We start from the raw sequence: 21,942 nt of genomic DNA, 5'->3' as shown, positions 1-21,942 counted from the left end.
TTCCAGGCATGCTAAGGACTGCCCAAGGAATTAAACGATGTCTCGAAACCTTTCGGCTGGACGACGTGTTCGTCCTTTTTTATACGCCTCATTAATCGCAGCGCTAAGCACTCCTTTTGTAAGTGGGGTAGCGCTGGCCAATCCTCAATTGATGAGTGAGGTGGATACCCAAGCAGCAACCGATATTCGCTATGCTAATTTTCAACAGTGGCTTGCTGATTTTCGTCAGTACGCTGCGGATCAAGGTATTAGCGAAGCGACACTCAGCAGTGCATTTGATGGCGTTCGTTATCGTGAGCGCGTGCTTGAACTCGATAGTTATCAGCCCGAATTTGTTAGGCCTATCTGGGAGTATCTTGATACTGCTGTCTCATCGACCCGCATTACGAACGGGCGGGAAAAATTTGCCGATCATCGCGGTACCGCACTGCAAATGCAGCAGCGCTTCGGCGTGCCAGCTGAAATTATTGTCGCTATTTGGGGCATCGAGAGTAACTACGGCAGCAATTTCGGTGATTTTTCAACGTTAGAGTCCCTTGCCACCTTGGCTTACGATGGTCGGCGGCGTGATTTTGCACGGGGCGAGCTGCTTGCTGCGCTGCGCATTATCGATGAAGGTGATATTGCCGCAGAACAGATGAAAGGGTCATGGGCCGGTGCAATGGGCCACACCCAGTTTATTCCCAGCAGCTTTGAAGCCTACGCAGTGGATGGTGACGGCGATGGTCGTCGCGATATCTGGGGCAGTATTCCTGATGTGATGGCGTCGACGGCTAACTACCTTGATAAAGCGGGTTGGCAAACCGGCCAGCCGTGGGGCGCTGAGGTGCGTTTGCCGCAAGGGTTTGATTATGCTCAAACCGAGCGCCGCAGCAGTGCCGAGTGGCGCCAACAAGGCGTGCAAGCACAGCAAGGTGAGTTGCCGGATTTTGACAGTGCCGCCATAGTGATTCCAGCTGGCGCTGAGGGACCTGCCTTCTTGGTTGGCGCTAATTTTCGCGCCATTTTACGCTATAACAATGCCACCAGTTACGCGCTGGCCGTCGCGACGTTAGCGGATGCCATTGCCCAGCGCGATGGTATTCAGCACGCATGGCCGCGTGATAAAGCCCCGCTGACTCGTGATGACATTCAAGAACTTCAGCGTGGACTAAATCGGGTCGGTTACTCGGTGGGCGGTGCTGACGGTGTTATGGGCCCGAACACGCGTCAGGGGTTGCGGAACTTCCAGCGTGATCAAGGGTTAATACCGGATGGGTTTGCGACACAAGAGCTGCTTGAACAGCTTCGTCGTCGTTCAGAGTAAGCCGCGTTGGCAGGCCCTTTTTACTTTACCAAGGATGATGTTATGCATTTGATGGGCAAAATATTGCTAGGCGGTGTGGTCGTGGGATCCTTGCTATCGGCTTCCATGGCGGTAGCAGACGATGGCAAAGTCTTCGGTTGGGTTGAAAAAGCGACCTTACAGCCCTGGGGTATAGAGGTTAAGGCCAAGCTAGACAGCGGCGCGCTAACGTCTTCGTTAGATGCGCGTGACATTGAGCTTTTCGAGCAAGATGACGAAGAGTGGGTGCGCTTTCGTTTGAAGCTAGAAGACCAAGAGAGCGGAGAAGTGTTCAGCGATGAAATTGAGCGCCCGGTATATCGTGAGCTTACCGTTCGAGGTGCCGGTGGGCGCGACGAGCGCCCGGTGGTGCTGATGGAAGTCTGTATGGGCGATACTGTTTATGAAGAGCAGTTCAGCCTGCGTGATCGTGAAGAGATGAATTATCCGCTGCTGTTAGGTCGCCGCACGATTAGCCACCTAGGCTTGCTAGATGTGCGCGATACTTTCTTGCAAGACCCCGAGTGCGGTGAAGATGCAGAACTTGTGCCTCACGACCCGGAAGATGATCAGTCCTAGTGTTGATTAGTGTCGATATGCGTCTTGGTTTGGGTACTGGCTTGAGCTAAGTGCTTAAAACAGTCGTGATAGCAGGGCAGTCACGGCTGTTTCGACGCGCAAAATGCGCGGCCCCATATGCATACCCTCACAGCCTGCCGCTATTAGCTGTTCAACCTCCCAATTTATAAACCCTCCTTCTGGCCCGACCAGTAATAAGGTCGGCTCACTGATGTTTCTGGGGCAGGCATTGGGCATGCCGGGGTGGGCGAGTAGACCGCGGCGGTGGCTAAGTAAGTCGGGTAACTGCTGCTCTAGAAAAGGCCTGAACCCTTTGCTAAACGTCACGCTCGGCAATTGCGTATCGCACGCTTGTTCTAGGCCTAATATCAAGTGCTGATGAATTTTATCAGTGCGCAACTCAGGCGATTGCCAGTAGCTTTTTTCTACTCGCTTGGTATGCAGTAGCGTGATCTCCTTTACTCCTAATGCCGTTACGTGCTCTAACGTGCGTGCCAACATGCGCGGCCGGGGAAGGGCTAAAACCAGATGCACGGGCAACGGCGGGGGCGGTGGCTCGTCAAGGTTTTCCAGCTTGAAAGTAGCGCGCTCAGCGGTGAGCTCGGTCAGCAGTGCTTTGCCCATGGCGCCGCCCTGCACACCAACGGTCATAAGGTCGCCAGGCGCTGAGCGATGCACATCACGTAGATGCATCAACCGTCGTGGGTCGGTAATGCAGACATGGCCATCGTCGGTGAGATCATGAGGGGCAAGCAGAATTAAATTCATAATGAAGGTCTATTGGTCCAAGAATAGGTACAGCGCGGCTAGCGAAACTATCAAGGTGGCTTGCATGAACGGCTGTTGCAGGCACAATACCAGTAACGGGCATAAAAGCCCCCATCGCGTTTAAGGAGATGCGCCGTGCGCGTAATTCGCAAATATGCTAATCGCAGGTTATATGATACTCAGCAGAGTCGTTATGTGACGCTGGAAGACCTGCGCCATTTGATTATTGAGGAAGAGCCGTTTCGGGTCGAAGATGCCAAAAGCGGTGAAGACCTGACACGAACTATCCTGCTTTCCATCATTATTGAGCAGGAGCAGGCGGACAGCGAAGCGGAGGTGTTTTCTAACGACCTGTTGGCGCAGTTAATCCGTGTTTACGACATGACATCACCACTGCCATTGTCGCGTTACCTGGAGCAAGGCACCCAACTGATGTTGGAACAGCAGAAACGTCTACAAAGCCAGTGGAAGCAGGCAATGCGCAACACGCCGTTAGAATTTATGCGCGAGCTGGCTGAAGAGAATATGCGATTTTGGCAGAACACCTTGAACCAGCCTGGTCAAACCGACGAGTCGGATGCTGAGGGGGAGCAAGCAGCAGATAGTCCTGACACGGCTAGTGACGACGCTGCTGATAACGTTAACAAAAGCAAACAGGACAAGACCTCCTAACGGCACTTGGTGATGCGCTGTGGCATAATGCTGCCGATAAATGCTCTCCCGTTTGAGAAGGATGCACATGAAGGTTTTGATGATAGGCGGCGGTGGTCGTGAGCACGCACTGGCTTGGAAATTGGCGCAGTCTAACCAAGTGGATCAAGTGTTTGTCGCTCCCGGTAATGCCGGTACCGCGACAGAGGCGAAGCTAACCAATGTGGCGATTGAAGCAACGGATTTAGACGGTTTGGTCGCCTTTGCTCGCGACGAGCAAATTGGCCTCACCGTGGTAGGGCCAGAAGCCCCCTTGGTCGACGGCGTTGTTGACCGTTTTCAGGCGGCCGGTTTAACTATTTTTGGGCCTACCCAGGCAGCCGCCCAGTTGGAAGGCTCGAAGTCATTTACCAAGGATTTCCTGGCGCGTCATGCTATTCCTTCGGCGGATTATCAAACGTTTACCGAAGTAGAACCTGCACTGGCTTATTTACACAAAATGGGCGCGCCGATCGTGATCAAAGCCGACGGGCTTGCCGCAGGAAAAGGCGTCATTGTGGCGCTCAGTGAAGCCGAAGCCGAGGCCGCCATTCGCGATATGCTAGAAGCCAATGCGTTTGGCGGTGCCGGGGCTCGCGTGGTGGTTGAAGAGTTTCTAGAAGGCGAAGAGGCGAGTTTCATCGTCATGGTGGACGGTGAGAACGTGGTGCCTATGGCCACTAGCCAGGATCACAAGCGTGCCTATGATGGTGATACCGGTCCCAATACCGGTGGTATGGGAGCTTATTCACCCGCACCTGTCGTCACGCCCGAGGTTGACGCACGCATAATGGAGCAGGTGATTCTACCCACCGTGCGAGGTATGGCTGCAGAAGGCAATGCCTACACGGGCTTCTTATACGCAGGCTTAATGATTGATGCGGCGGGCAACCCTCGCGTTATCGAGTACAACTGCCGGTTCGGCGATCCAGAAACCCAGCCTATTATGCTGCGGCTAACGTCGGACTTGGCGGAACTGTGTTTAGCCGGTGCTAAGGGAAAGCTGGCTGGGCAACAGTGTGAGTGGGATGCTCGCGCGGCGGTGGGTGTGGTTCTGGCCGCCGGCGGCTATCCTGGCAGCTACCGAAAAGGTGATGCGATACACGGCATCGCTAATGCCGAGCAGAGCGGTTGTAAGGTGTTTCATGCCGGCACGGCGCAAAACTCCCAGGGAGAGATTACTACAGCAGGTGGGCGTGTGCTGTGTGTAACTGCGCTGGGTAGCAGCGTTTCAGAGGCTCAGCAGCAAGCTTACCGAGGTGTTGGCGCTATCCACTGGGAAGGGGTTGAGTACCGGCGTGATATTGCTTTCCGTGCGATTGCCCGCGAGGGCTGAGCCTAGGTTATTCCCATTAACACCGATGAGGAGACAGGTATGGAGCGTGTCAAGCTGGAATTTCCCGCTGAAGCGATTATTCATCGTCATCCTTTGACGGTGCGGGTAACCGATATGAACTATAGCCGTCACTTGGGGCATGATGCGCTGGTCTCGCTGCTCCATGAGGCGCGCATTCAAGCCTTTTCGGCGTTAGACCTGCCTGAGTGGGATATGCACGGATACCCAACGGTCGTCGCCGATCTCGCAGTGCAGTATCAAAGCGAAGCGCGCTGGCCAGATGCACTCATCATTGCGACCGCCGTCCCTGAGCCGCAAGGTAAAGCGTTGACGATTTATCAGCGCATATATCAGGCAGAGTCCGAGCAGATAGTCGCCACCGCCCGGGTTAATCAACTTTTGATTGATATTGCCTCGGGACGACCTGTTGAGGTGCCGGAGCAGGTTCAACAAGCGCTTATCGACGCGAGGAGTGGCTGATGTCACGGGAGTATCCGATTATTGCGGTAACCGGCTCCTCGGGTGCGGGTACCACCACCGTTCGGCGCAGTTTTGAGCGCATGTTCCTACGTGAAGATGTGCACGCCGCCATGGTTGATGGCGATGCCTTTCATCGTTATACCCGCGATGATCTGCATCGTATCTTCCGTGAAGAGCCTGAGCGTAAAGACGAGCTTTCTCATTTTGCCGTTGAAGCTAACTTGCTGGACCGTCTGGAAGGCCTGTTCAATGAGTATGGCGAGCATGGGTCAGGCACGTTTCGGCACTATATTCATGCTGAAGATAAGCAGAAAATTGAGGCGGGTTGCCGGGTAGGTACGTTTACCGAGTGGCAGTCGCTACCATGTGGCACTGATCTGCTGTTCTACGAGGGGTTGCATGGCGGCCTGGTCACCGGAGAATATGACATTGCTCGCCATGTAGATTTGCTGGTAGGCGTGGCGCCGACCATGAACCTTGAGTGGATTCAGAAAATTGACCGTGATACCAAGCTGCGTGGTTATTCGCAGGAAGCGGTGATTGATACCATCTTGGGACGAATGGATGACTATGTGCGCTACATACAGCCACAGTTTTCACGGACGCATATCAACTTTCAGCGTGTGCCTACCGTGGATACGTCTAACCCCTTCGAAGTGCAGGATATTCCTACCGACGCAGAGTCGTTTGTGGTCATTCGCTTTCGGGATCCCTCTACCGTTGACTTCCCCTGGCTACTAGCAATGATTAAAGATGCATTTATGACCCGCCCGCATACGCTGGTAGTGCCGGGGGCACGAATGTCTCTGGCGATGGAGTTGATTCTTGCCCCACTGGTTCGCCATTTGCTAGCTCAGCGGCGTTTTCGCTGATCGTGGCGAGAAACATGCGCCGCAAAAGCTATACGCCGCAAAATAAAGGAGTGCTGTATGGATTGTCTATTTTGCAAAATCATCAAGCGTGAAATTCCTGCTGATATCGTCTACGAAGATGATCACGTATTGGCATTTAATGACATAAGCCCTCAGGCGCCAACGCATCAGTTAATTATTCCTAAAAAGCATATAGCGACGTTAAACGATATCGATGAGGAGGATCTTGCCACCGTAGGGCGGCTCCAGTTTACCGCCGCAAAGCTTGCTCGAGAGCAAGGCTTTGCTGAAGACGGCTATCGTGTTGTGATGAACTGCAACGAATTAGGCGGGCAAACGGTCTATCATATTCATATGCATTTAATGGGTGGGCGCGCATTCACTTGGCCTGCCGGTTGAGCTAAACAAGCCGTTATTGCCCCGCTATTGCAAAGCAAGGGAGTGTTGCCATGGATCGTCAACAGAGCCGTGCAGACCGTTTAATTCACCAGTTTGATACCGTTTTACGTACCTTGATGCCGCAGGCTGCCAGTTCGCAGCGTACCAACCCAGCCGATGGTGTGGCTGAAGGCGTACTGGGCGATCGAGAGCGACGCCATGCGGCGGGTTTGATGCGAATTAGCCATACGGGTGGGGTGTGTACCCAAGCGCTTTATCAAGGCCAGAGCGTAACGGCTAAACTTCCGCATGTACGCAAGCAGATGGAGCAGTCGGCGCTGGAAGAGTTTGATCATCTTGCTTGGTCTGACGAGCGCTTAGAGCAGCTAAATAGCCGAACAAGCTACTTAAACCCGCTTTTTTATGTGACCTCGTTTGGCATCGGCGCCGCCACTGGGGCCGTTAGCGATCGCATCAGCTTGGGCGTCATTGCCGCCGTCGAAGAGCAGGCGGGGCAGCACTTGGACGCGTATCAAAAGTCGTTGCCCGCTGGCGATACGCGGTCACGGGCGATACTACGTCAAATCTCGACTGACGAGGCTCACCACTCCCAGCTCGCTTTAGAAGGCGGTGGTGCTCGCTATCCAGCGCCAGTCAAATGGGGCATGCGTCTGGTTTCTAAAGTAATGACCAAAAGCGTCTACCATCTTTGAAGGGCATTCGTAGCGTTTGATCGAGCTTAAAACAAAAGGCCCCGCTTTGCGGAGCCTTTCGCTGCTAACATTTGCTAACTTGGTGCTGATTGGTTAAGCATCAATGCGCTTATATTTCATGCGCTTAGGCGTATCGTTGCCGACTCGCTTCCTATGGTCTTCTTCGTACTCAGCGTAATTACCTTCGAACAAGACCACCTCAGAATCACCTTCAAACGCCATAATGTGCGTGGCAATACGGTCCAGGAACCAGCGATCGTGAGAGATCACCATCGCACAACCTGGGAACGCTAGCAGTGCTTCTTCCAGAGCCCGTAGGGTTTCGATATCCAAGTCGTTAGAGGGCTCATCAAGAAGCAGAACGTTAGCCCCTTGTTTAAGCGTTTGAGCTAGTTGCAAACGACCACGTTCACCGCCGGAGAGCTCCGATAAGCGTTTCTGCTGATCGTTACCTTTAAAGTTAAAGCGACCAACATAGGCGCGTGAAGAGACCTCGTAGCCATTAATATTGAGAATGTCCTGGCCATCCGATACGGCTTCCCAGACGGTTTGCTTGTCGTCTAGAGCGTCGCGTAACTGCTCGACATAGGCGATATCGACTGTTTCCCCAACCAGCACTTCGCCTGCATCTGGCTGCTCTTTACCGGTAATGAGTTTGAAGAGCGTCGATTTGCCCGCACCGTTACCGCCGACAATGCCGACAATAGCCCCTTGCGGAATGGTGAAGGAGAGGTTTTGATAGAGAAGCTTGTCATCAAAACGTTTGGCTACATCACGAAACTCAATGACGTTATCGCCCAAGCGCGGGCCAGGCGGAATATAAATTTCATTGGTTTCGTTACGCTTTTGGAAATCGCCCGACTGCATCTCTTCAAAGCGATTAAGGCGCGCTTTGCTTTTTGCTTGGCGACCTTTGGCGTTGCTACGCACCCACTCAAGCTCCTGCTTGATGGCCTTCTGGCGCGACGCTTCCTGCTTGGCTTCTTGATTCAAGCGCTGATCTTTCTGCTCCAGCCACTGAGAGTAGTTACCCTCAAACGGAATACCTTGCCCACGGTCAAGCTCAAGTATCCAGCCAGCGACATTATCCAGGAAGTAGCGATCGTGGGTAATAGCCACTACCGTGCCGCTATAGTCATGCAGGAAGCGTTCAAGCCACGCCACCGACTCTGCGTCAAGGTGGTTAGTCGGCTCGTCAAGCAGCAGCATGTCTGGGCTAGAGAGCAGTAAACGACAAAGGGCTACGCGGCGGCGCTCACCGCCTGAAAGGTTACCGACTTTGGCATCCCAGGGCGGCAGGCGCAGTGCTTCAGCGGCAACTTCAAGCTTGCGCTCAAGATTGTGTGCGTCCGCCGCTTCGATAATATTTTCAAGCCGCGCTTGCTCGCTTGCCAGCGCATCAAAGTCGGCGTCTGGCTCTGCATAGGCAGAGTAAACCGCATCTAGCTTTTCCTGCGCCTCTTTGATGGCGCCGAGCGCTTCTTCAACGGTTTCACGGACGTTCTTCTCGTCGTCTAATTGTGGCTCCTGGGGAAGATAGCCAACATTGATGCCAGCCATCGGACGAGCTTCACCTTCAAACTCTTTATCGACACCGGCCATAATGCGCAGCAGTGTTGATTTACCCGAACCGTTAAGGCCCAGTACGCCAATTTTGGCACCTGGAAAAAACGATAGCGAAATATCCTTAAGAATTTGCTTTTTGGGCGGCACTACTTTGCCAACCCGGTTCATGGTGAAAACGTATTGCGCCATGGAGATCCGTTAGGTTGATGAAAGGAAGTAAGCGACAGCAGCATGCTGCTGGCTAGGATCAGATGATAGAGGTCCAGGCCAGGAAAGGCTAGGTCGCTTAAGGCGTTCAGCTAGCTTGACCCGCTCATTGGGTAAGTAAGCCAAGCTTGCTAACGATTACTCTTCTTCGTCCCAGTCATCTTCAATAACACGCTGAAGGCGGCGCTCTTCCAACCACGCTTCAACTTGGCGGCGGGCGCGTAAGCTGTCCGCCTTACTGGGTTTGCTTTTGCCGTAGTGATCATCATTAACGGCATCTAAGCTTTCAAACTCTTCTGTATCGAGAGCATCGGTGGTAAAAGTTTCACGACTTAAGGGGTCACGGCTCATGTGATGTCCTCCAACCCAGCCGGCTACCCGGCATAACAACGGCTTCTTTTGTCGCCACATGCTGACGATGAAGAGCATGGTGCTCGTAAAGTGAAGCGCCTAGCGCACTTTATGCGCCTTGCCGCTATATAACGCCAGTTGGGATGAAGTTCAAGCCCTGATAAGTCTTTTTGCCGCGAAAGTTAATTTCTAGCGGTTTTCACGCTGTTTTTGAAGCTCTGCGAGGGCAAGCTGCGCTTCTACGCGTTCAGTTACGTCTTTTTGCACACCAATGAAATACATCAACTCATCCGCTTCGTCGTATACCGGCGTAATGGATAGCTCATTCCAAAACATGGTGCCGTCTTTGCGATAATTACGCAGCACTTCCCGAGAAGGGTGGCCATTTTTAAGCGCATCCCGAATAGACAATAGCGCGTCTTGGTCGCGGTCTTCGTTTTGCAAAAAGCGGCAGTCGCGATAAAGAATTTCGTCTGCGCTATAGCCCGTCAAGCGTTCAAAGCCTTTATTGACGTAGATGAGGATATTTTCATCCCCCTCTCGCTCGGCAACGACAATGCCGTCTTCCGATGCGTCAACAATGCGTTCGAGCAGCTCTGGACTGATCAAGGGTGATCGTTTCATCAAAGGGTTCCTGTTGAGCTTCGGTCCTTTCTGCTATTCACGACAGATCAGTTTTCTCGTGAACAGGCGGAATTTCCAATTACTTATTATAGGCAGAATAACAAATGCTCCAACCCACAACGGCTATCCGTCTCCATCATGGCGAGCGTTGCCGTGCATTGCAATCGTCAACACAGCCTTATGAGTACTAATATGACACCTAGGCGGCCGGCTGGCGATCCACGGCGGCTCCTTGGCGGTTACTATCGCTAGATGACAGAATAGCTCCTAAGGATGCCATATTAACTTGTTGGGGAAATCAAGGATGTCACGTATTCAAATCCGTTATTGCACTCAGTGCCAATGGCTATTGCGAAGCGGTTGGTATGCACAGGAATTGCTCTCAACCTTCGGTGAAGGTTTAAGCGAGGTCGCTTTGGCTCCGTCTCATGGTGGGACGTTCGAGATTTGGTGTGGTGGTGAGCTGTTGTGGGAACGCAAGCGTGATGGTGGTTTTCCAGACATTAAATTGCTTAAGCAGCGTGTTAGAGATCAGTTAGAGCCTGATCGGGATTTAGGGCATATCGACCGATGAGCCAGGATCGGCAGGCGGTTCTCTATGGTTTAGGGGCCGTAGCGTTATGGTCGACGGTGGCAACGGCATTCAAAGTTGCGCTCGCTTGGATGAGCCCTTTGGAATTGATGTGGCTTGCGGCACTGGTTTCCTGGGCCTTAATGGGCGCGTTAGTCATCAAACAGGGGAATATTTCCACGGCGCTACGCAGCGGTTGGAAAACAGCCTCTTGGGCGGGGCTGATGAACCCCGTGGCTTATTACCTGGTGTTGTTCGCCGCTTATGACCGGCTCCCCGGGCAAGAGGCGATGGCGCTGAATTATACCTGGGCTTTAGCAATGGCGTTTTTAGCTGTGCCAATGCTTGGGCAGCGATTGACGCGCATGGATATCGTGGCTGGACTGGTGGCTTATGCCGGTGTATGGGTCATTGCGACACGCGGGGCCGTTTTTAATGTCACTTTTGCTGACCCTTTAGGTGTTGTGCTGGCGTTGATTTCTACTCTGATATGGGCACTTTATTGGTTGCTCAATGCGCGAGACCCTCGCCCACTCTTAGTGGGTCAATGGCAAAATTTCAGCGTCGGCCTGCCCGTGCTAACGGTTTTATTGCTATTGGGCCCTGGTCTGCAGTGGCATAGCTGGCCAGCTTTTGGCGCTGGGGTGTATGTCGGGCTGTTCGAAATGGGCATAGCCTTCATTCTCTGGCAGCTAGCGGTGCATCAGGTATCGCGTACCGCCAAAGTTTCAAATCTTATCTTTCTCTCTCCTCCAGTTTCCCTCATGTTGCTTTTTCTAGTGGTAGGCGAGCCTATTTTGCCTTCGACAATGGCTGGATTAATATTGATTTTATTAGGTTTAGGATTACAGAATTTACGAAAAAATAATTAATTAGCGATTTTTTTCGGTAATAAAATGTTTATTTTTTGTTAATTTTTATTATCTTTCTCCTTGATGTGGAAGATAGACTAGTATAAAAGTCAAATAATAGCTAATGCCTTAGTACGGGAAGATAGTAGCTGCTAATGAGGTTTTATCACGCAGATACATGAGGCATAGCCTATTTAGATGGTTACAGCTATAAGCGAGGTTGCAGCGAAGTATGGGAAAAAATATAGACACTGGTATGTCAGGTGAAAAAATTGGTGAGGATTTTGAGTATCAGCAATTTGCATCAGATACGGCTCACCCCAGTGAGCTGCGGAGATGGAAATTGCTTGATGATGTTGCAAAGCATGCCCCTGGGACCGTGCAAAAAAGGGGGGAGCGCTCCAAGTACACACCACCTCAACATGCGCACAAGCCAATGGTTGAACCGTCTTCTCAGCCCGTAATACGTCAACAAGAAAATGTTTCCCGGACTTTTCCTTCCACCGTTCCACATGAGCCCCCGCTGCCCGCTCAACAGAAGCGTCGTTCTTTTGGCCATCTATTTGAAATTTATACCGATAATGGTAACGAACAACAATCGAGCGCAAATAAAGGAACTTCGCTAAAAGCATTGTTAAGGCAAATTAATTCATGACTCTTATTTGCGTTGCCTCCCCTAAAGGGGGGGTTGGTAAAACCACATTAACGGCTAATCTCGCTTATACGCTACAGCGTCAAGGATACAACGTCACGGTTATAGACCTCGATAGCCAGGATGCTTTGAAGTTGCACTTTGGTATTGCTTTTAGCGATCCTCAAGGATATGTCTCTGAGGCTACTTCAAAGTTCTACTGGCATGAAATGGTCAGAACCACTTCAAGTGGGATCGATGTGCTCGCCTATGGACACACGACGCGTGAGGAGCGCCAGCGCTTTGAGAATTTTCTCGCTAATGATCCGAAAGCTTTGTATCAAGCGCTTAGGAGTTTTTATGGATCTTCGGATGATATTTTATTAGCGGACTTACCCCCAGGCCACTCGGTTGCTTTAGATGCACTATGTAAGCTAAAGCCACTATGTGTGACGGCTCTGCTCTCTGATAGTGCTTCTTTGGCCGTTCTGCCTTCAATTGAAGAAGGAGATTTTTATCCGGAAGATGTAAGTAGGCATCTGTATTACGTCGTTAACCAACTGGATCTGCGCAGCGAGCTTAGCCGCGACGTCTATTCGCTTTTAAAAGAGCGATTAGGTGCCTCTCTGCTAGGATCTGTACATCGCGATCCAGCGGTGTCTGAAGCGCATGCCTTGCAGATTTCTGTTCTACAGCATGCTTATACATCAGCGGTAGTTAATGACTTGGAAATGATCGCTCACAACCTCATGCGTTTAATGCCGGACGCCGTGTTAGTGCAAATTCGCCAGGCAGGTGAGTGATGAAAAAATTTCTGTATAAAGTCTGCATTATCCTTTTATTACTTGTTTGTACGCCTATTTTGTTAATTGTGATTTCAACGCCGATGACGCTGAGTAATCAGTTAGCATTTGGGGGGATTACGGCTGCGCTTCTACTTGTAATGGGGCAGTTAAATTCGCCACGTATTCGCTTAGCAATGGCCTTTTTCACTGTTATGACAGCAAGCCGTTATATCTATTGGCGAGTAACTGAGACGCTGGTTACTGAGGGCTTTTTAGAGTCTGCCTTAAGTTTTGGGCTTTTGGGCGCAGAGTTGTATGCTTGGCTTGTGTTAGTGCTCAGCTTTTTTCAGTCAGCTTGGCCGCTCGAACGTAAAGTTGTACCGTTACCCAAGGACATTTCTGAATGGCCAACTGTAGACGTCTATATTCCCACTTATAACGAAAGTTTAGATGTTGTTCGTGATACCGTGCTGGCAGCACAAAACCTTGATTATCCGGCCGATAAATTTAATGTCTATATTTTAGATGATGGTAAAAGAAATGAATTTGGTGCTTTTGCGGCGCAAGCAGGTGTAGGCTATATAACTCGCTCAGATAATAAGCATGCTAAAGCGGGTAATTTAAATAACGCTCTTAATAAAACAAAGGGAGAGTTAATTTGTATATTCGATTGTGATCATGTGACTACCCGAGTCTTTTTGCAGGCAACAGTAGGCTCTTTTCTTGTTGATAATCAACTAGCGCTTATACAAACGCCTCACCATTTCTATTCTCCTGATCCTTTTGAACGTAATTTAGTAAGCGGACGAGAAGTACCTCACGAAGGTGAGCTTTTCTATGGGCCAATTCAGAAAGGAAATGATTGCTGGAACGCAACTTTTTTTTGTGGGTCTTGTGCTGTTATTCGCCGCAGTGCTCTGGCCGAAATCGAAGGTTTTGCCGTTGAGACTGTGACTGAGGATGCTCACACGGCATTAAAACTGCAGAGAAAAGGGTGGTCCACAGCCTATCTGGGCATACCTCTTGCCGCTGGATTAGCAACTGAGCGATTGGCACTGCACATTGTCCAGCGAGCTCGCTGGGCGCGTGGTATGACACAAATACTACGCCGCGATAACCCGCTTCTGGGGCGAGGCTTAACCATCCCTCAGCGCCTTTGCTATCTGAGTGCAATGCTTCACTTCCAATTTCCTTTAGCACGGTTCGTTTTTTTAACAGCTCCTCTAGCTTATCTATTATTTGGACTTAATATTATTCAGGCCTCTCCGCAGTCAGTGGCAGTGTATGTTTTGCCCCACCTTTTTGCAGTTGTTTATACCAATGCAAAGCTCGTGGGACAGTATCGCTATACGTTCTGGAACGAAATATATGAAACTGTTTTAACTTTTCATCTTCTTAAACCTGCGATTGTTACTCTCTTTAATCCTAATCGTGGAAAGTTTGATGTTACCGAGAAAGGAGGGCGGCTAGATCGAAGTTTTTTTGATTTTAATGTTACGCGGCCACACCTGTTTTTGCTAGCGTTACTGGTAGCCGGTTCGCTATGGGGGATTCTACGTCTTGTGTGGTGGAATCCAGAAGGTGAGCAGTTAAGCGTTTTACTCTTCAATATGATTTGGGCTTCCTTTAGCGCTTTCTTTTTGATGGCAGCAATAGCAGTAGGAAGTGAACAAAGACAAGTTCGTGAGTATGTACGGATTAAGCTGAGCCGCCCTGCGGTATTGCATTTAGTCGGTGGTTATACTTTATCGGCGAATACTGAAAACCTTTCAATGGGCGGTATGCAAATTACGGCTGTAGCAGGGTTTTCCAAGGAACCACGTATTGACTTTGTAGAGATGGAATTCGATGGCAATCCGGTGCTTTTTCCAGTGCATGTAGTGAGCCATGATAGTCAGCATATTCGGTTAAGGTTTGGCGGCTTGAATGTGGCGCAACGTCGCCAATTGGTGAAGTTGGTTATGGGGCGTGCGGATGCTTGGTTACAAAAACGTAAGCTTCCCCAAGATCAGCCTCTCCGCTCTATGTGGACGGTCATACGAGCAGTAACAGGCTTGTTTTTCAAAAATTGGAAAGAGCGTCGACTATTTGCAGGGGGCTCTCCAGGTGCAAATCAAGTTAGGCAGGCTGAAGCTAGCTCCAGCAGTGCAGATCCAGCGATAACGCCTGCAGCACAAGCTGCGACGCCTACTTCTACATGGGTGTGGCGCATGATATTAGTCGCTTTAATTGTGATTGGCATTATGTCTACCCAGCGAGCATGGAGCCAAGAGTTGGATGTTCAGTCGATATCACCACCAACAAGGTCGTTAATAACAGATGCGTTATCGTCTGAGGAATCATTTTTGCCAGATGTTGAAGTAAGCGCGAGAAGAGGGTTGAATTTCAATATGCCCACTCAAACTCGCGAAAGAATTTATCCACTTTTGCAGCCAATGGACAACGAAACGACTGAGCCGAATGTATTGCGTATACAAGGTAATGGGGCCCAGGCAGGTGTGGAATTCTCTTTACGTAGTGACGAGGTATCGACTGATGCGATGTTGCGTTTGGAGATTCGCTATTCTGACATGCTTCTAGAAGGGCTGAGTCAGCTAGATATTAATCTCAACGGTATCGTAGTAGAAACCATTGAGCTTGATCGTTTCAACGCCGAGCACTTAGTGGCTGAAATTGCTATTCCCCCAGAGCTAATAGTAACTTACAACACGCTATTGCTAAGTATAACTGGTCAAACATTAGAGCAATGTAATAATTTGCTGAGTGAAGATATTTGGCTAGAGGTTTTACCGAGCTCTACACTTACGGTGGACGTCCAGTTGTTACCCCCAGTAAGCGGTTTAGCCAATTTGCCAGCCCCTTTTTTTGATTCGGCAGATATGGAGCGACTAGTATTACCCTTCGTTATACCAGCGGCGCCTTCAGAAACGTTACTTGCTGCCAGCGCCATCTTGGCCTCCCATTTCGCTATCCAAGCAGAGTTCAGGGGGGCTGATTTTCCGATTCATCACAGTCAAATACCTGATCAACATTCGATTGTAATAGGTACTCCAGAGCAAATGCCGCTGGGAGTAGAGTTGCCGAGTATTAATGGACCCACCGTGCTCCAATATGCCAATCCCAATAACTCTATGTATCGTCTACTTATTGTGACAGGTCAAACAGAGCAGGATGTAAAAATCGCTTCAACTTATGTAGCCAGTTACCAGGAGCGTTTAAGTGGTGACAGTGAGCAGGTAAGCACTCCCAGTTTAACATCCAGGGAACCTTACGATGCGCCAAATTGGCAGGAGCTCAATGAGCCTATATATCTTAAGAGCATGATAAATGAGAATGAAATGGTGAGTGAAGGCATTCGCCCTCCGCCACAAAACTATAGTTTTCGCCTTCCCCCAAATATGCACTTGTGGCCTGGGGACAGTGTCACACTGGAAATAGGCTATGAGTTTCCTCGTGGAGAGTGGCTGAATGAAAGTGACTCACGCTTAGAAGTTGGTTTAAACGGGTCTTATCTTGGATCTTTACCCGTCGAAAAACGCTCGCTTGCCTGGGACGCATGGCGTCTACTTGGCAATGATATTCGCCAAGAAAGAGCGACGTTACGCATTCCTCAAGAGCAGCTTTATGGGAACAACCAGCTTAATTTCTACTTTAATATGGCGGTCAATACGCCTGAAGATGGTTGTGAGCTTGGCTTGCCAAATCGTATTGAAACGCGGCTCTATCCTGATTCCTATTTAGACATGAGTGATGCGCAGCATTTTGCAGTGCTGCCTGAGCTTTCATACTGGTTAAGTGCTGGCTTTCCATTCACTCAATGGGCGGATTTGTCTCAAACAACGCTAATGTTGGCAAGCGAGCCAGATGCTGTTGAAATTAGCACCGCGCTTAGTCTGATTGGTCGTATGGCTGCGTCCACGGGTTATCCCAGCACGGCACTGGATGTACGCAAAGGCTTAATGCTTAATGACAGCTTAGCTCAACGCGATATTCTAGTCGTCGCTCAGGCTGATCAACTAGAAGACAGCGAACTCAATAACCATATCGGTCCTTTTAGTCTTCAGCAGGGGGCTTTACGTGTAACGCCCTTGAGCTTGTTGAACCGGCTTAACTTGTGGGCGCAGGCACAGTGGGGAAGAGACGTTGAGCGCTCACGTAATAGGTTAGGTAGTCAAGCTCAAGAGCAGGTGTTAATGGGAGTGCGCTCGCCGCTTAACCCTATGCGCAGTATCGTTTTAGCGACTGCTTTTGATGATAAGGGAATGCGATCGTTACCGGAGACTATTGATCAGCCCATAATTAGCCGTCAAGCGGTAGGCGACTTAGTTCTGATATCGCCTAATCAAGAAGTCAGTGCTTATCAGGTCGGTCCCCGTTCAGCTCGGGGCGAAATGGTTTGGCATCGCCTTATTCGCTGGTATGCAGGACAATATATTATTCCCATGCTGCTGGCTGTGGTGGCAGTACTCTTATTGCTGGCTGTGTTTTTTTATAGTGCTCTCAAGCGTCGAGCATTGCGTCGGGCAAATATAACTAGCAATACGCTCCCAGGCGGGGAATAAACATGCATACATCTATGGCTAATGTCCTAAAATTAAAAAAACGGCTCTTGTTGAGCGCTTTAGCCTGCTGTATTCCCATTTCAAATGTATGGGGACAAGAAAGTTCGCAAGCTGCTTTGGATGCTCTGCTACGTCAGGCTGATTTTTGGCAAGAAAATCAACGTCCCGATTTAGCTCAGCAAGCCTTAGAGCGATACCTTTCTGGTCGGCCGAACGACCCAGAGGTTCTGTTCAGGTTGGCTCGTCAGGCCCTTGTGGATGATCGGCCTGACCAAGCTGAGCAGTGGATTCGGCGTCTTGAGGAGGCATCACCTAATAACCCGCGCTTAATTGAGTTAGATCAGCTTCAGCAGGGCAGTGAATTAGACACTGCACAGCTAACTCGTGCTCGCCAGCTAGCACGCGCTAACCGCTATGAAGAGTCGGCATCTGCATATCGCGACCTCTTTAGTGGCGAGACGCCTCCCCGCGGTTTGGCGGTTGAATATTATCAAACACTTGCTGGCGGCAACGATTCCCAATGGCGTGAAGCGCGAGACGGTCTGCGCGAGTTTAGCAATAACTATCCTGAGGATATTTCTCTAAGTTTAGCCTTAGGGGAGGTCTTGACCTATCGTGAGGGCACACGCCGCGATGGCATTGGTCGACTGGCTCAGTTAGCGCGCAACAGTGGTTCTGAAGCAGAGGCTGCACAAAATGCCTGGCGTCAGGCATTGTTGTGGTTAGAGGCCACGCCTGCTGATCAAGCGCTTTATCAGGCTTACGCGGAAGCCAACCCCAGCGATAATGAAATTATCCAGCGTTTTGAAGAATCAACTGCTCAGAATACTCGTGCTCAAGGCTTTACTGCGCTTCAGTCCGGAGAGCTCAGCAATGCAGAGGAATCGTTTCGTCAAGCGCTTAACGCTAATCCTCAAGATGCAGAGGCTAAAGGCGGTTTAGGACTAATACTATTACGTAGGCAGCGGTTTGCTGAAGCAAGGGATTTGCTTGGCGAGGCGATGGATCAAGAACCTGATCGGCGAGAACAGTGGGCGGCCGCATATCAAAGCGCTGCGTTCTATGCCCGGCTGGGGGAAGCACGGCGTCTAGCGGAGGCGAATAATCTTGAGCAAGCGCTTGGACAAGTACGACCGCTTACTCAGCAGAGCGGTGATGCGGGGCGTGCTGCTCGTTTATTAGAAGCAGATATTTTAAGGCGACAGAAAAGACTGGATGCCGCAGAGCAGGCCTATCGAGGTCTGCTAGAAGCACGCGCGAATGATGTAGATGCTCGAGTAGGCCTAGTTCAAGTACTGTCTGATAAAGGTGACTGGTCTGCTGCTCAGCAAGTTGCTCAGGCTCTACCCAGCAATGCTCGCAGTCAAATTGGTGGGCTCACAACTGCTCAAGTAGAAGCACTGCGTCGCCAAGCTAGTCGGCAGGATAGGTTTGGGGCAGAGGTGACGCTGAGGAATGCAATGGATTTGTCACCTAATGATCCGTGGACGCGGCTTGATTTAGCCAGAATTCTGGCCGAACAGTCACGATCAGATGAAGCGCAAGCATTGATGGTCCCTTTTCAAACAGGTAGTGCTACGCCAGATCAGCGTTATGCGGCAGCGTTATTTGCATCTGAGCAAGACCGATGGTCGGACACCGAGCGGTTGCTATCAGGCATCCCTACTAACGCTCTAACTGATGAAATGAAGTCACTCCAGCAGCAAGCGCAAATCCAGCAGCCTCTAACGCAAGGCCTTTCACAACTAGAACAGGGTAATCGCACTGCCGCGATCACCTCACTACAGCAGCTCTATATACGTTATGGTGATTCTGAACTTGCGCCAAGCCAAATTAGCCAAATTGCGGGTGCTTTGTCATCAGCGGGCGCGCACAGCGAAGCATTACGGTGGGTGGAGCGTGACTTAGCACGTGGAATTGAAGAACAATCTCCCAATGACTACATCAACTATGTTTTGGTCATGGCTCAGGCGGGACGCCTCGATGCGGCTCGTCAGTTGCTGAACCGCTTGGCGGCCAATCCTCAATGGCAAGAGAATCAAGATACGTTAGCGGCAGAGCGTGGTTTAGTGATTATAGAAGCTGATCAGCTGCGTCAGAGCGGTCGTTTAGCCACTGCTTACGACCGGCTAGCTGAGCCGATGCGGCAATACCCTGATAATGAAGACTTATTGTTAGCCATGGGTCGTGTATATGCGGATGGCGGGCGCCAAGCTCAAGCAGAACAGATATACACTTATGTATTGACTCATCACCCGCAAAGTGAACAGGCACTGCAGGGCGCTGTTCAAACAGCGCTTTCTAATAACCGCTCGCGTCAAGCCAAACAGTTGCTGGACCGCTATGCGCCAGAGGAACAAACAGCAGATACGTTATTACTCCGTGCCCAGGTGGCTCGAGCTGACGGACAGAGCCTTGAGGCCCTTGCTTTACTGAGCCAAGCTCGCCAGCGTTTAAGCGGGCAAAACGGTGAGGTTGCAGCCCCTTCTCAAGGTCTAAATCCGTTTACAGATAGGGCTAGAGAAGTCTCAAGCTATTCGCAGCGGCCTAACTGGTTGCCGGGAGCTAGTCGTGAGATCAACGGAGAGGCAGTGCTTGCAGAAACAGAAATGCAAGCCCCGAATTTACGCCAACAGATTGATAATCTCTCAAGAGAAATTAGACGCGAGCGGGCACCCAGAGTTGCCACTGAGTTCGCTTTTAATTTACGCGATGGCGAGAGTGGTTTAAGTCAGCAGGATCGCATCGAAGTCCCTTTACGTTTTTCAGCAATGCCCTTTGGAGAAGGGCGCTTTGAGGTGGCCGTAACGCCTACTCAGGTGACAGCCGGTACTCCTGAGGGAGATGGCCTACGACGCTATGGACGTAGTGGTCTTGCGGAGAGTGCCAGCGCGCTGAATCAGTCGCTGGGTGGTGTCTCTTCAATTCTGGACGAAATTGAGTCAACCGTAACAAGTTTCTTCACTGCCCAGAGTCGTCTGGATGCCGCGGCCAATGAACAAGAGGCGGTGAGATTGGCTGCTGAGCTAGAAGAGGCAAGACGCTTTTATGAGGCAGCACTAGAGCGTAATCCATTATTTGAAGCAGGCTTAACGGTCGCTAATCTGACTGAACAACAGCGAGCGATATTTAATAACTACCTTGAAGAAAATAGTGTCAATTTTGCTGAGTTAGGGTTGGATGGCGAGTCTTTGAGTGCGTTTGAAAACAGTCGTGAGCAGATTGAAACCGCTCTAGCAGGCATTCAAAGCCGTTTGCAAGCAGAGGCACAATCAGCGCGCCCCTCCAGCCTACGGGATAGCGGCTCGGGGCTAGAGCTTAGTTATGAAAATAGCAACCTAAACCTGGATATTGGCAGCACACCTCTTGGGTTTGAAGAAACAAACCTGGTTGGTGGAATCAATTGGCGGCCCGATATTACTGACAATACATCACTGAATTTTACCGTTGAGCGTCGAGCGGTGAAGGATAGTGTTCTCTCGTATGCGGGGGCCTACGATGCTTACTCCGGCGATACGTGGGGTGGTGTAGTAAGCACCGGTGGCCGAGCAGGTATCAATTACGATACAGAAGCGGGCGGTCTCTATGCTGATATTGGCACATACCGTTATACCGGTAATAACGTTGCTGACAACCAGTCATATGATCTATCTCTAGGTGGCTACGCGCGCCCGATCAATAATGAGCGGCGTCAACTACAGGCGGGTGTTCATGTTTCTGTGATGGCCTTTGATGATGATCTTAGCCACTTTACCTATGGGCACGGTGGATATTTCAGCCCTCAGGACTATGTTAGCGTGGCTTTCCCTATCAATTATCAAGAGAACTTTACCGACCAGTTGACGCTGGGTGGATATATCGCTCCTGGTTTTCAAAGCTATAGTACTGATGAAAGCGATTATTTTCCCACTGATCCGGATGCACAAGAATTGTTAGATGTGTTTGCTGCCTTGGGGGCTACCCCTGCGTCGCGCTATGGGGGAGAGAACGAAAGTGGTGTAGGCCTTTCATTCGGCGGGGCTATGGAATACCAAATGAGTCCGGAACTTTCCCTTGGTGGAAGAGTGGACTTCAATAGCTTCGGTGATTACAACGACACATCCGCTAGTATGTTTATGAACTATATCTTTGGAGATAGCGGTGAACGAGCCAGATAAACACACCCAGCATTTAGATTATTATGCTAAGCGTCACTGTAGTATCCAGTGGCGGCTTTTTTTAGAACTGGTTTTCGATGAACTCTCAAATAGTGCAGGTAAAGAGGAATCCTCTGGCTTTTGGCGCCATATTGGTAGTCGAATAGCCTCCGAAAGGCCTATCGGCGAGTGCGCTACGCTAGAGCGTCTGGAGCTAGCCGTGAACGAGCAATTAGACCTTATGGATTGGGGATGGGCGAGCATAATGGCCGAGAATCAAACAATGCGTATTTGTCATGCTGCGTGCCCCGTACCGGGCTCGTCTCAAGAGCGCCTCGATGCTAGTTTGCTAGCAATGTCCGCATTGTTAGAAGGCGTGTATAAAGGATGGCTGCAACAGCAGGGTGGAGATTCAGATGTACCCATCAGATGTGTTAGCCGTAATCTAGAGCAGCGTGAATGCACTTTCCTCTATGGTCGTTAGCGGCTTTTGATAATGGAGCTGCACATTTAAAGGA

General features: G+C 50.5%; 19 protein-coding genes. 15 read left to right on the top strand and 4 right to left on the bottom strand.

Going from position 1 to position 21,942, the window contains the following annotated elements; genetic code table 11:
• Positions 1-37 precede the first annotated feature (37 nt).
• Positions 38-1,306, top strand: a complete 1,269-nt coding sequence (locus tag QT230_RS07290) for a lytic murein transglycosylase (RefSeq protein ID WP_308320932.1) — start codon at positions 38-40, stop codon at positions 1,304-1,306.
• A 42-nt stretch (positions 1,307-1,348) separates the two neighbouring features.
• Complete coding sequence (locus tag QT230_RS07285) at positions 1,349-1,903, top strand: ATP-dependent zinc protease (RefSeq protein ID WP_308320931.1); 555 nt, start codon at positions 1,349-1,351, stop codon at positions 1,901-1,903.
• A gap of 54 nt (positions 1,904-1,957) precedes the next feature.
• Here the strand turns inward: QT230_RS07285 and QT230_RS07280 are convergent, their stop codons facing one another.
• On the bottom strand, positions 1,958-2,671 hold the full coding sequence (locus QT230_RS07280; protein WP_308320930.1) for a 16S rRNA (uracil(1498)-N(3))-methyltransferase: 714 nt from the start codon (positions 2,669-2,671) through the stop codon (positions 1,958-1,960).
• A gap of 135 nt (positions 2,672-2,806) precedes the next feature.
• Here QT230_RS07280 and phaR point away from each other — a divergent pair, with 135 nt between their 5' ends.
• The 6 genes from phaR to coq7 all read left to right on the top strand — a co-directional run bounded on the left by phaR (position 2,807) and on the right by coq7 (position 7,140).
• Positions 2,807-3,343, top strand: coding sequence for a polyhydroxyalkanoate synthesis repressor PhaR (gene phaR / locus QT230_RS07275; RefSeq protein WP_308320929.1), 537 nt, complete (start codon positions 2,807-2,809; stop codon positions 3,341-3,343).
• 67 nt (positions 3,344-3,410) lie between these two features.
• Positions 3,411-4,697, top strand: coding sequence for a phosphoribosylamine--glycine ligase (gene purD, locus QT230_RS07270; RefSeq protein WP_308320928.1), 1,287 nt, complete (start codon positions 3,411-3,413; stop codon positions 4,695-4,697).
• Positions 4,698-4,736: 39 nt separating this feature from the next.
• Entirely contained in the window at positions 4,737-5,177 is a 441-nt protein-coding gene (locus tag QT230_RS07265; protein ID WP_308320927.1) for a thioesterase family protein, read from the top strand.
• Positions 5,177-6,049, top strand: coding sequence for a phosphoribulokinase (locus QT230_RS07260; protein WP_308320926.1), 873 nt, complete (start codon positions 5,177-5,179; stop codon positions 6,047-6,049). Before QT230_RS07265 ends, QT230_RS07260 begins: the two co-directional genes overlap by 1 nt.
• A gap of 57 nt (positions 6,050-6,106) precedes the next feature.
• On the top strand, positions 6,107-6,448 hold the full coding sequence (locus QT230_RS07255; RefSeq protein WP_308320925.1) for a histidine triad nucleotide-binding protein: 342 nt from the start codon (positions 6,107-6,109) through the stop codon (positions 6,446-6,448).
• 50 nt (positions 6,449-6,498) lie between these two features.
• Positions 6,499-7,140, top strand: a complete 642-nt coding sequence (gene coq7, locus QT230_RS07250) for a 2-polyprenyl-3-methyl-6-methoxy-1,4-benzoquinone monooxygenase (RefSeq protein ID WP_308320924.1) — start codon at positions 6,499-6,501, stop codon at positions 7,138-7,140.
• Positions 7,141-7,233: 93 nt separating this feature from the next.
• Here the strand turns inward: coq7 and ettA are convergent, their stop codons facing one another.
• From ettA to QT230_RS07235, 3 genes are all read right to left on the bottom strand, one after another.
• Positions 7,234-8,895, bottom strand: a complete 1,662-nt coding sequence (ettA, locus tag QT230_RS07245) for an energy-dependent translational throttle protein EttA (protein WP_308320923.1) — start codon at positions 8,893-8,895, stop codon at positions 7,234-7,236.
• 156 nt (positions 8,896-9,051) lie between these two features.
• A complete protein-coding gene (locus tag QT230_RS07240; protein WP_308320922.1) occupies positions 9,052-9,264 on the bottom strand; it encodes a PA3496 family putative envelope integrity protein in 213 nt (70 codons plus the stop codon).
• A 189-nt stretch (positions 9,265-9,453) separates the two neighbouring features.
• Positions 9,454-9,888: a PAS domain S-box protein gene (locus QT230_RS07235; protein WP_308320921.1), complete on the bottom strand. Its 435-nt coding sequence runs from the start codon at positions 9,886-9,888 to the stop codon at positions 9,454-9,456.
• A 304-nt stretch (positions 9,889-10,192) separates the two neighbouring features.
• Here QT230_RS07235 and QT230_RS07230 point away from each other — a divergent pair, with 304 nt between their 5' ends.
• From QT230_RS07230 to bcsD, 7 genes are all read left to right on the top strand, one after another.
• Positions 10,193-10,462, top strand: coding sequence for a SelT/SelW/SelH family protein (locus QT230_RS07230; RefSeq protein WP_308320920.1), 270 nt, complete (start codon positions 10,193-10,195; stop codon positions 10,460-10,462).
• A complete protein-coding gene (locus QT230_RS07225) occupies positions 10,459-11,331 on the top strand; it encodes a DMT family transporter (RefSeq protein WP_308320919.1) in 873 nt (290 codons plus the stop codon). The genes QT230_RS07230 and QT230_RS07225 overlap by 4 nt, the downstream gene beginning before the upstream one ends.
• 235 nt (positions 11,332-11,566) lie before the next feature.
• Positions 11,567-11,965: a hypothetical protein gene (locus tag QT230_RS07220; RefSeq protein WP_308320918.1), complete on the top strand. Its 399-nt coding sequence runs from the start codon at positions 11,567-11,569 to the stop codon at positions 11,963-11,965.
• Positions 11,962-12,744, top strand: coding sequence for a cellulose biosynthesis protein BcsQ (gene bcsQ / locus QT230_RS07215; protein ID WP_308320917.1), 783 nt, complete (start codon positions 11,962-11,964; stop codon positions 12,742-12,744). The genes QT230_RS07220 and bcsQ overlap by 4 nt, the downstream gene beginning before the upstream one ends.
• The gene (gene bcsA, locus QT230_RS07210; protein ID WP_308320916.1) at positions 12,744-17,288 is read left to right on the top strand and encodes a UDP-forming cellulose synthase catalytic subunit; all 4,545 of its coding nucleotides are present in this window, start codon (positions 12,744-12,746) and stop codon (positions 17,286-17,288) included. The genes bcsQ and bcsA overlap by 1 nt, the downstream gene beginning before the upstream one ends.
• Before the next feature lie 116 nt (positions 17,289-17,404).
• Positions 17,405-21,445: a cellulose synthase subunit BcsC-related outer membrane protein gene (locus QT230_RS07205; protein WP_308320915.1), complete on the top strand. Its 4,041-nt coding sequence runs from the start codon at positions 17,405-17,407 to the stop codon at positions 21,443-21,445.
• The gene (gene bcsD, locus QT230_RS07200; protein WP_308320914.1) at positions 21,429-21,908 is read left to right on the top strand and encodes a cellulose biosynthesis protein BcsD; all 480 of its coding nucleotides are present in this window, start codon (positions 21,429-21,431) and stop codon (positions 21,906-21,908) included. The genes QT230_RS07205 and bcsD overlap by 17 nt, the downstream gene beginning before the upstream one ends.
• The last annotated feature ends 34 nt before the right edge of the window (positions 21,909-21,942 follow it).

It is taken from the genome of Halomonas sp. SpR8 (genome assembly GCF_031010195.1).
Taxonomy (GTDB): domain Bacteria; phylum Pseudomonadota; class Gammaproteobacteria; order Pseudomonadales; family Halomonadaceae; genus Vreelandella.
This window is presented reverse-complemented; position numbering and strand designations above follow the sequence as displayed.

Coding starts and splice junctions, on each gene's coding strand:
- QT230_RS07235 (WP_308320921.1), bottom strand. CDS start 9,888: ATGAAACGATCACCCTTGATCAGTCCAGAGCTGCTCGAACGCATTGTT.
- coq7 (WP_308320924.1), top strand. CDS start 6,499: ATGGATCGTCAACAGAGCCGTGCAGACCGTTTAATTCACCAGTTTGAT.
- QT230_RS07285 (WP_308320931.1), top strand. CDS start 1,349: ATGCATTTGATGGGCAAAATATTGCTAGGCGGTGTGGTCGTGGGATCC.
- QT230_RS07240 (WP_308320922.1), bottom strand. CDS start 9,264: ATGAGCCGTGACCCCTTAAGTCGTGAAACTTTTACCACCGATGCTCTC.
- ettA (WP_308320923.1), bottom strand. CDS start 8,895: ATGGCGCAATACGTTTTCACCATGAACCGGGTTGGCAAAGTAGTGCCG.
- QT230_RS07225 (WP_308320919.1), top strand. CDS start 10,459: ATGAGCCAGGATCGGCAGGCGGTTCTCTATGGTTTAGGGGCCGTAGCG.
- QT230_RS07290 (WP_308320932.1), top strand. CDS start 38: ATGTCTCGAAACCTTTCGGCTGGACGACGTGTTCGTCCTTTTTTATAC.
- purD (WP_308320928.1), top strand. CDS start 3,411: ATGAAGGTTTTGATGATAGGCGGCGGTGGTCGTGAGCACGCACTGGCT.
- QT230_RS07260 (WP_308320926.1), top strand. CDS start 5,177: ATGTCACGGGAGTATCCGATTATTGCGGTAACCGGCTCCTCGGGTGCG.
- bcsQ (WP_308320917.1), top strand. CDS start 11,962: ATGACTCTTATTTGCGTTGCCTCCCCTAAAGGGGGGGTTGGTAAAACC.
- QT230_RS07230 (WP_308320920.1), top strand. CDS start 10,193: ATGTCACGTATTCAAATCCGTTATTGCACTCAGTGCCAATGGCTATTG.
- bcsA (WP_308320916.1), top strand. CDS start 12,744: ATGAAAAAATTTCTGTATAAAGTCTGCATTATCCTTTTATTACTTGTT.
- QT230_RS07280 (WP_308320930.1), bottom strand. CDS start 2,671: ATGAATTTAATTCTGCTTGCCCCTCATGATCTCACCGACGATGGCCAT.
- QT230_RS07255 (WP_308320925.1), top strand. CDS start 6,107: ATGGATTGTCTATTTTGCAAAATCATCAAGCGTGAAATTCCTGCTGAT.
- QT230_RS07220 (WP_308320918.1), top strand. CDS start 11,567: ATGTCAGGTGAAAAAATTGGTGAGGATTTTGAGTATCAGCAATTTGCA.
- QT230_RS07265 (WP_308320927.1), top strand. CDS start 4,737: ATGGAGCGTGTCAAGCTGGAATTTCCCGCTGAAGCGATTATTCATCGT.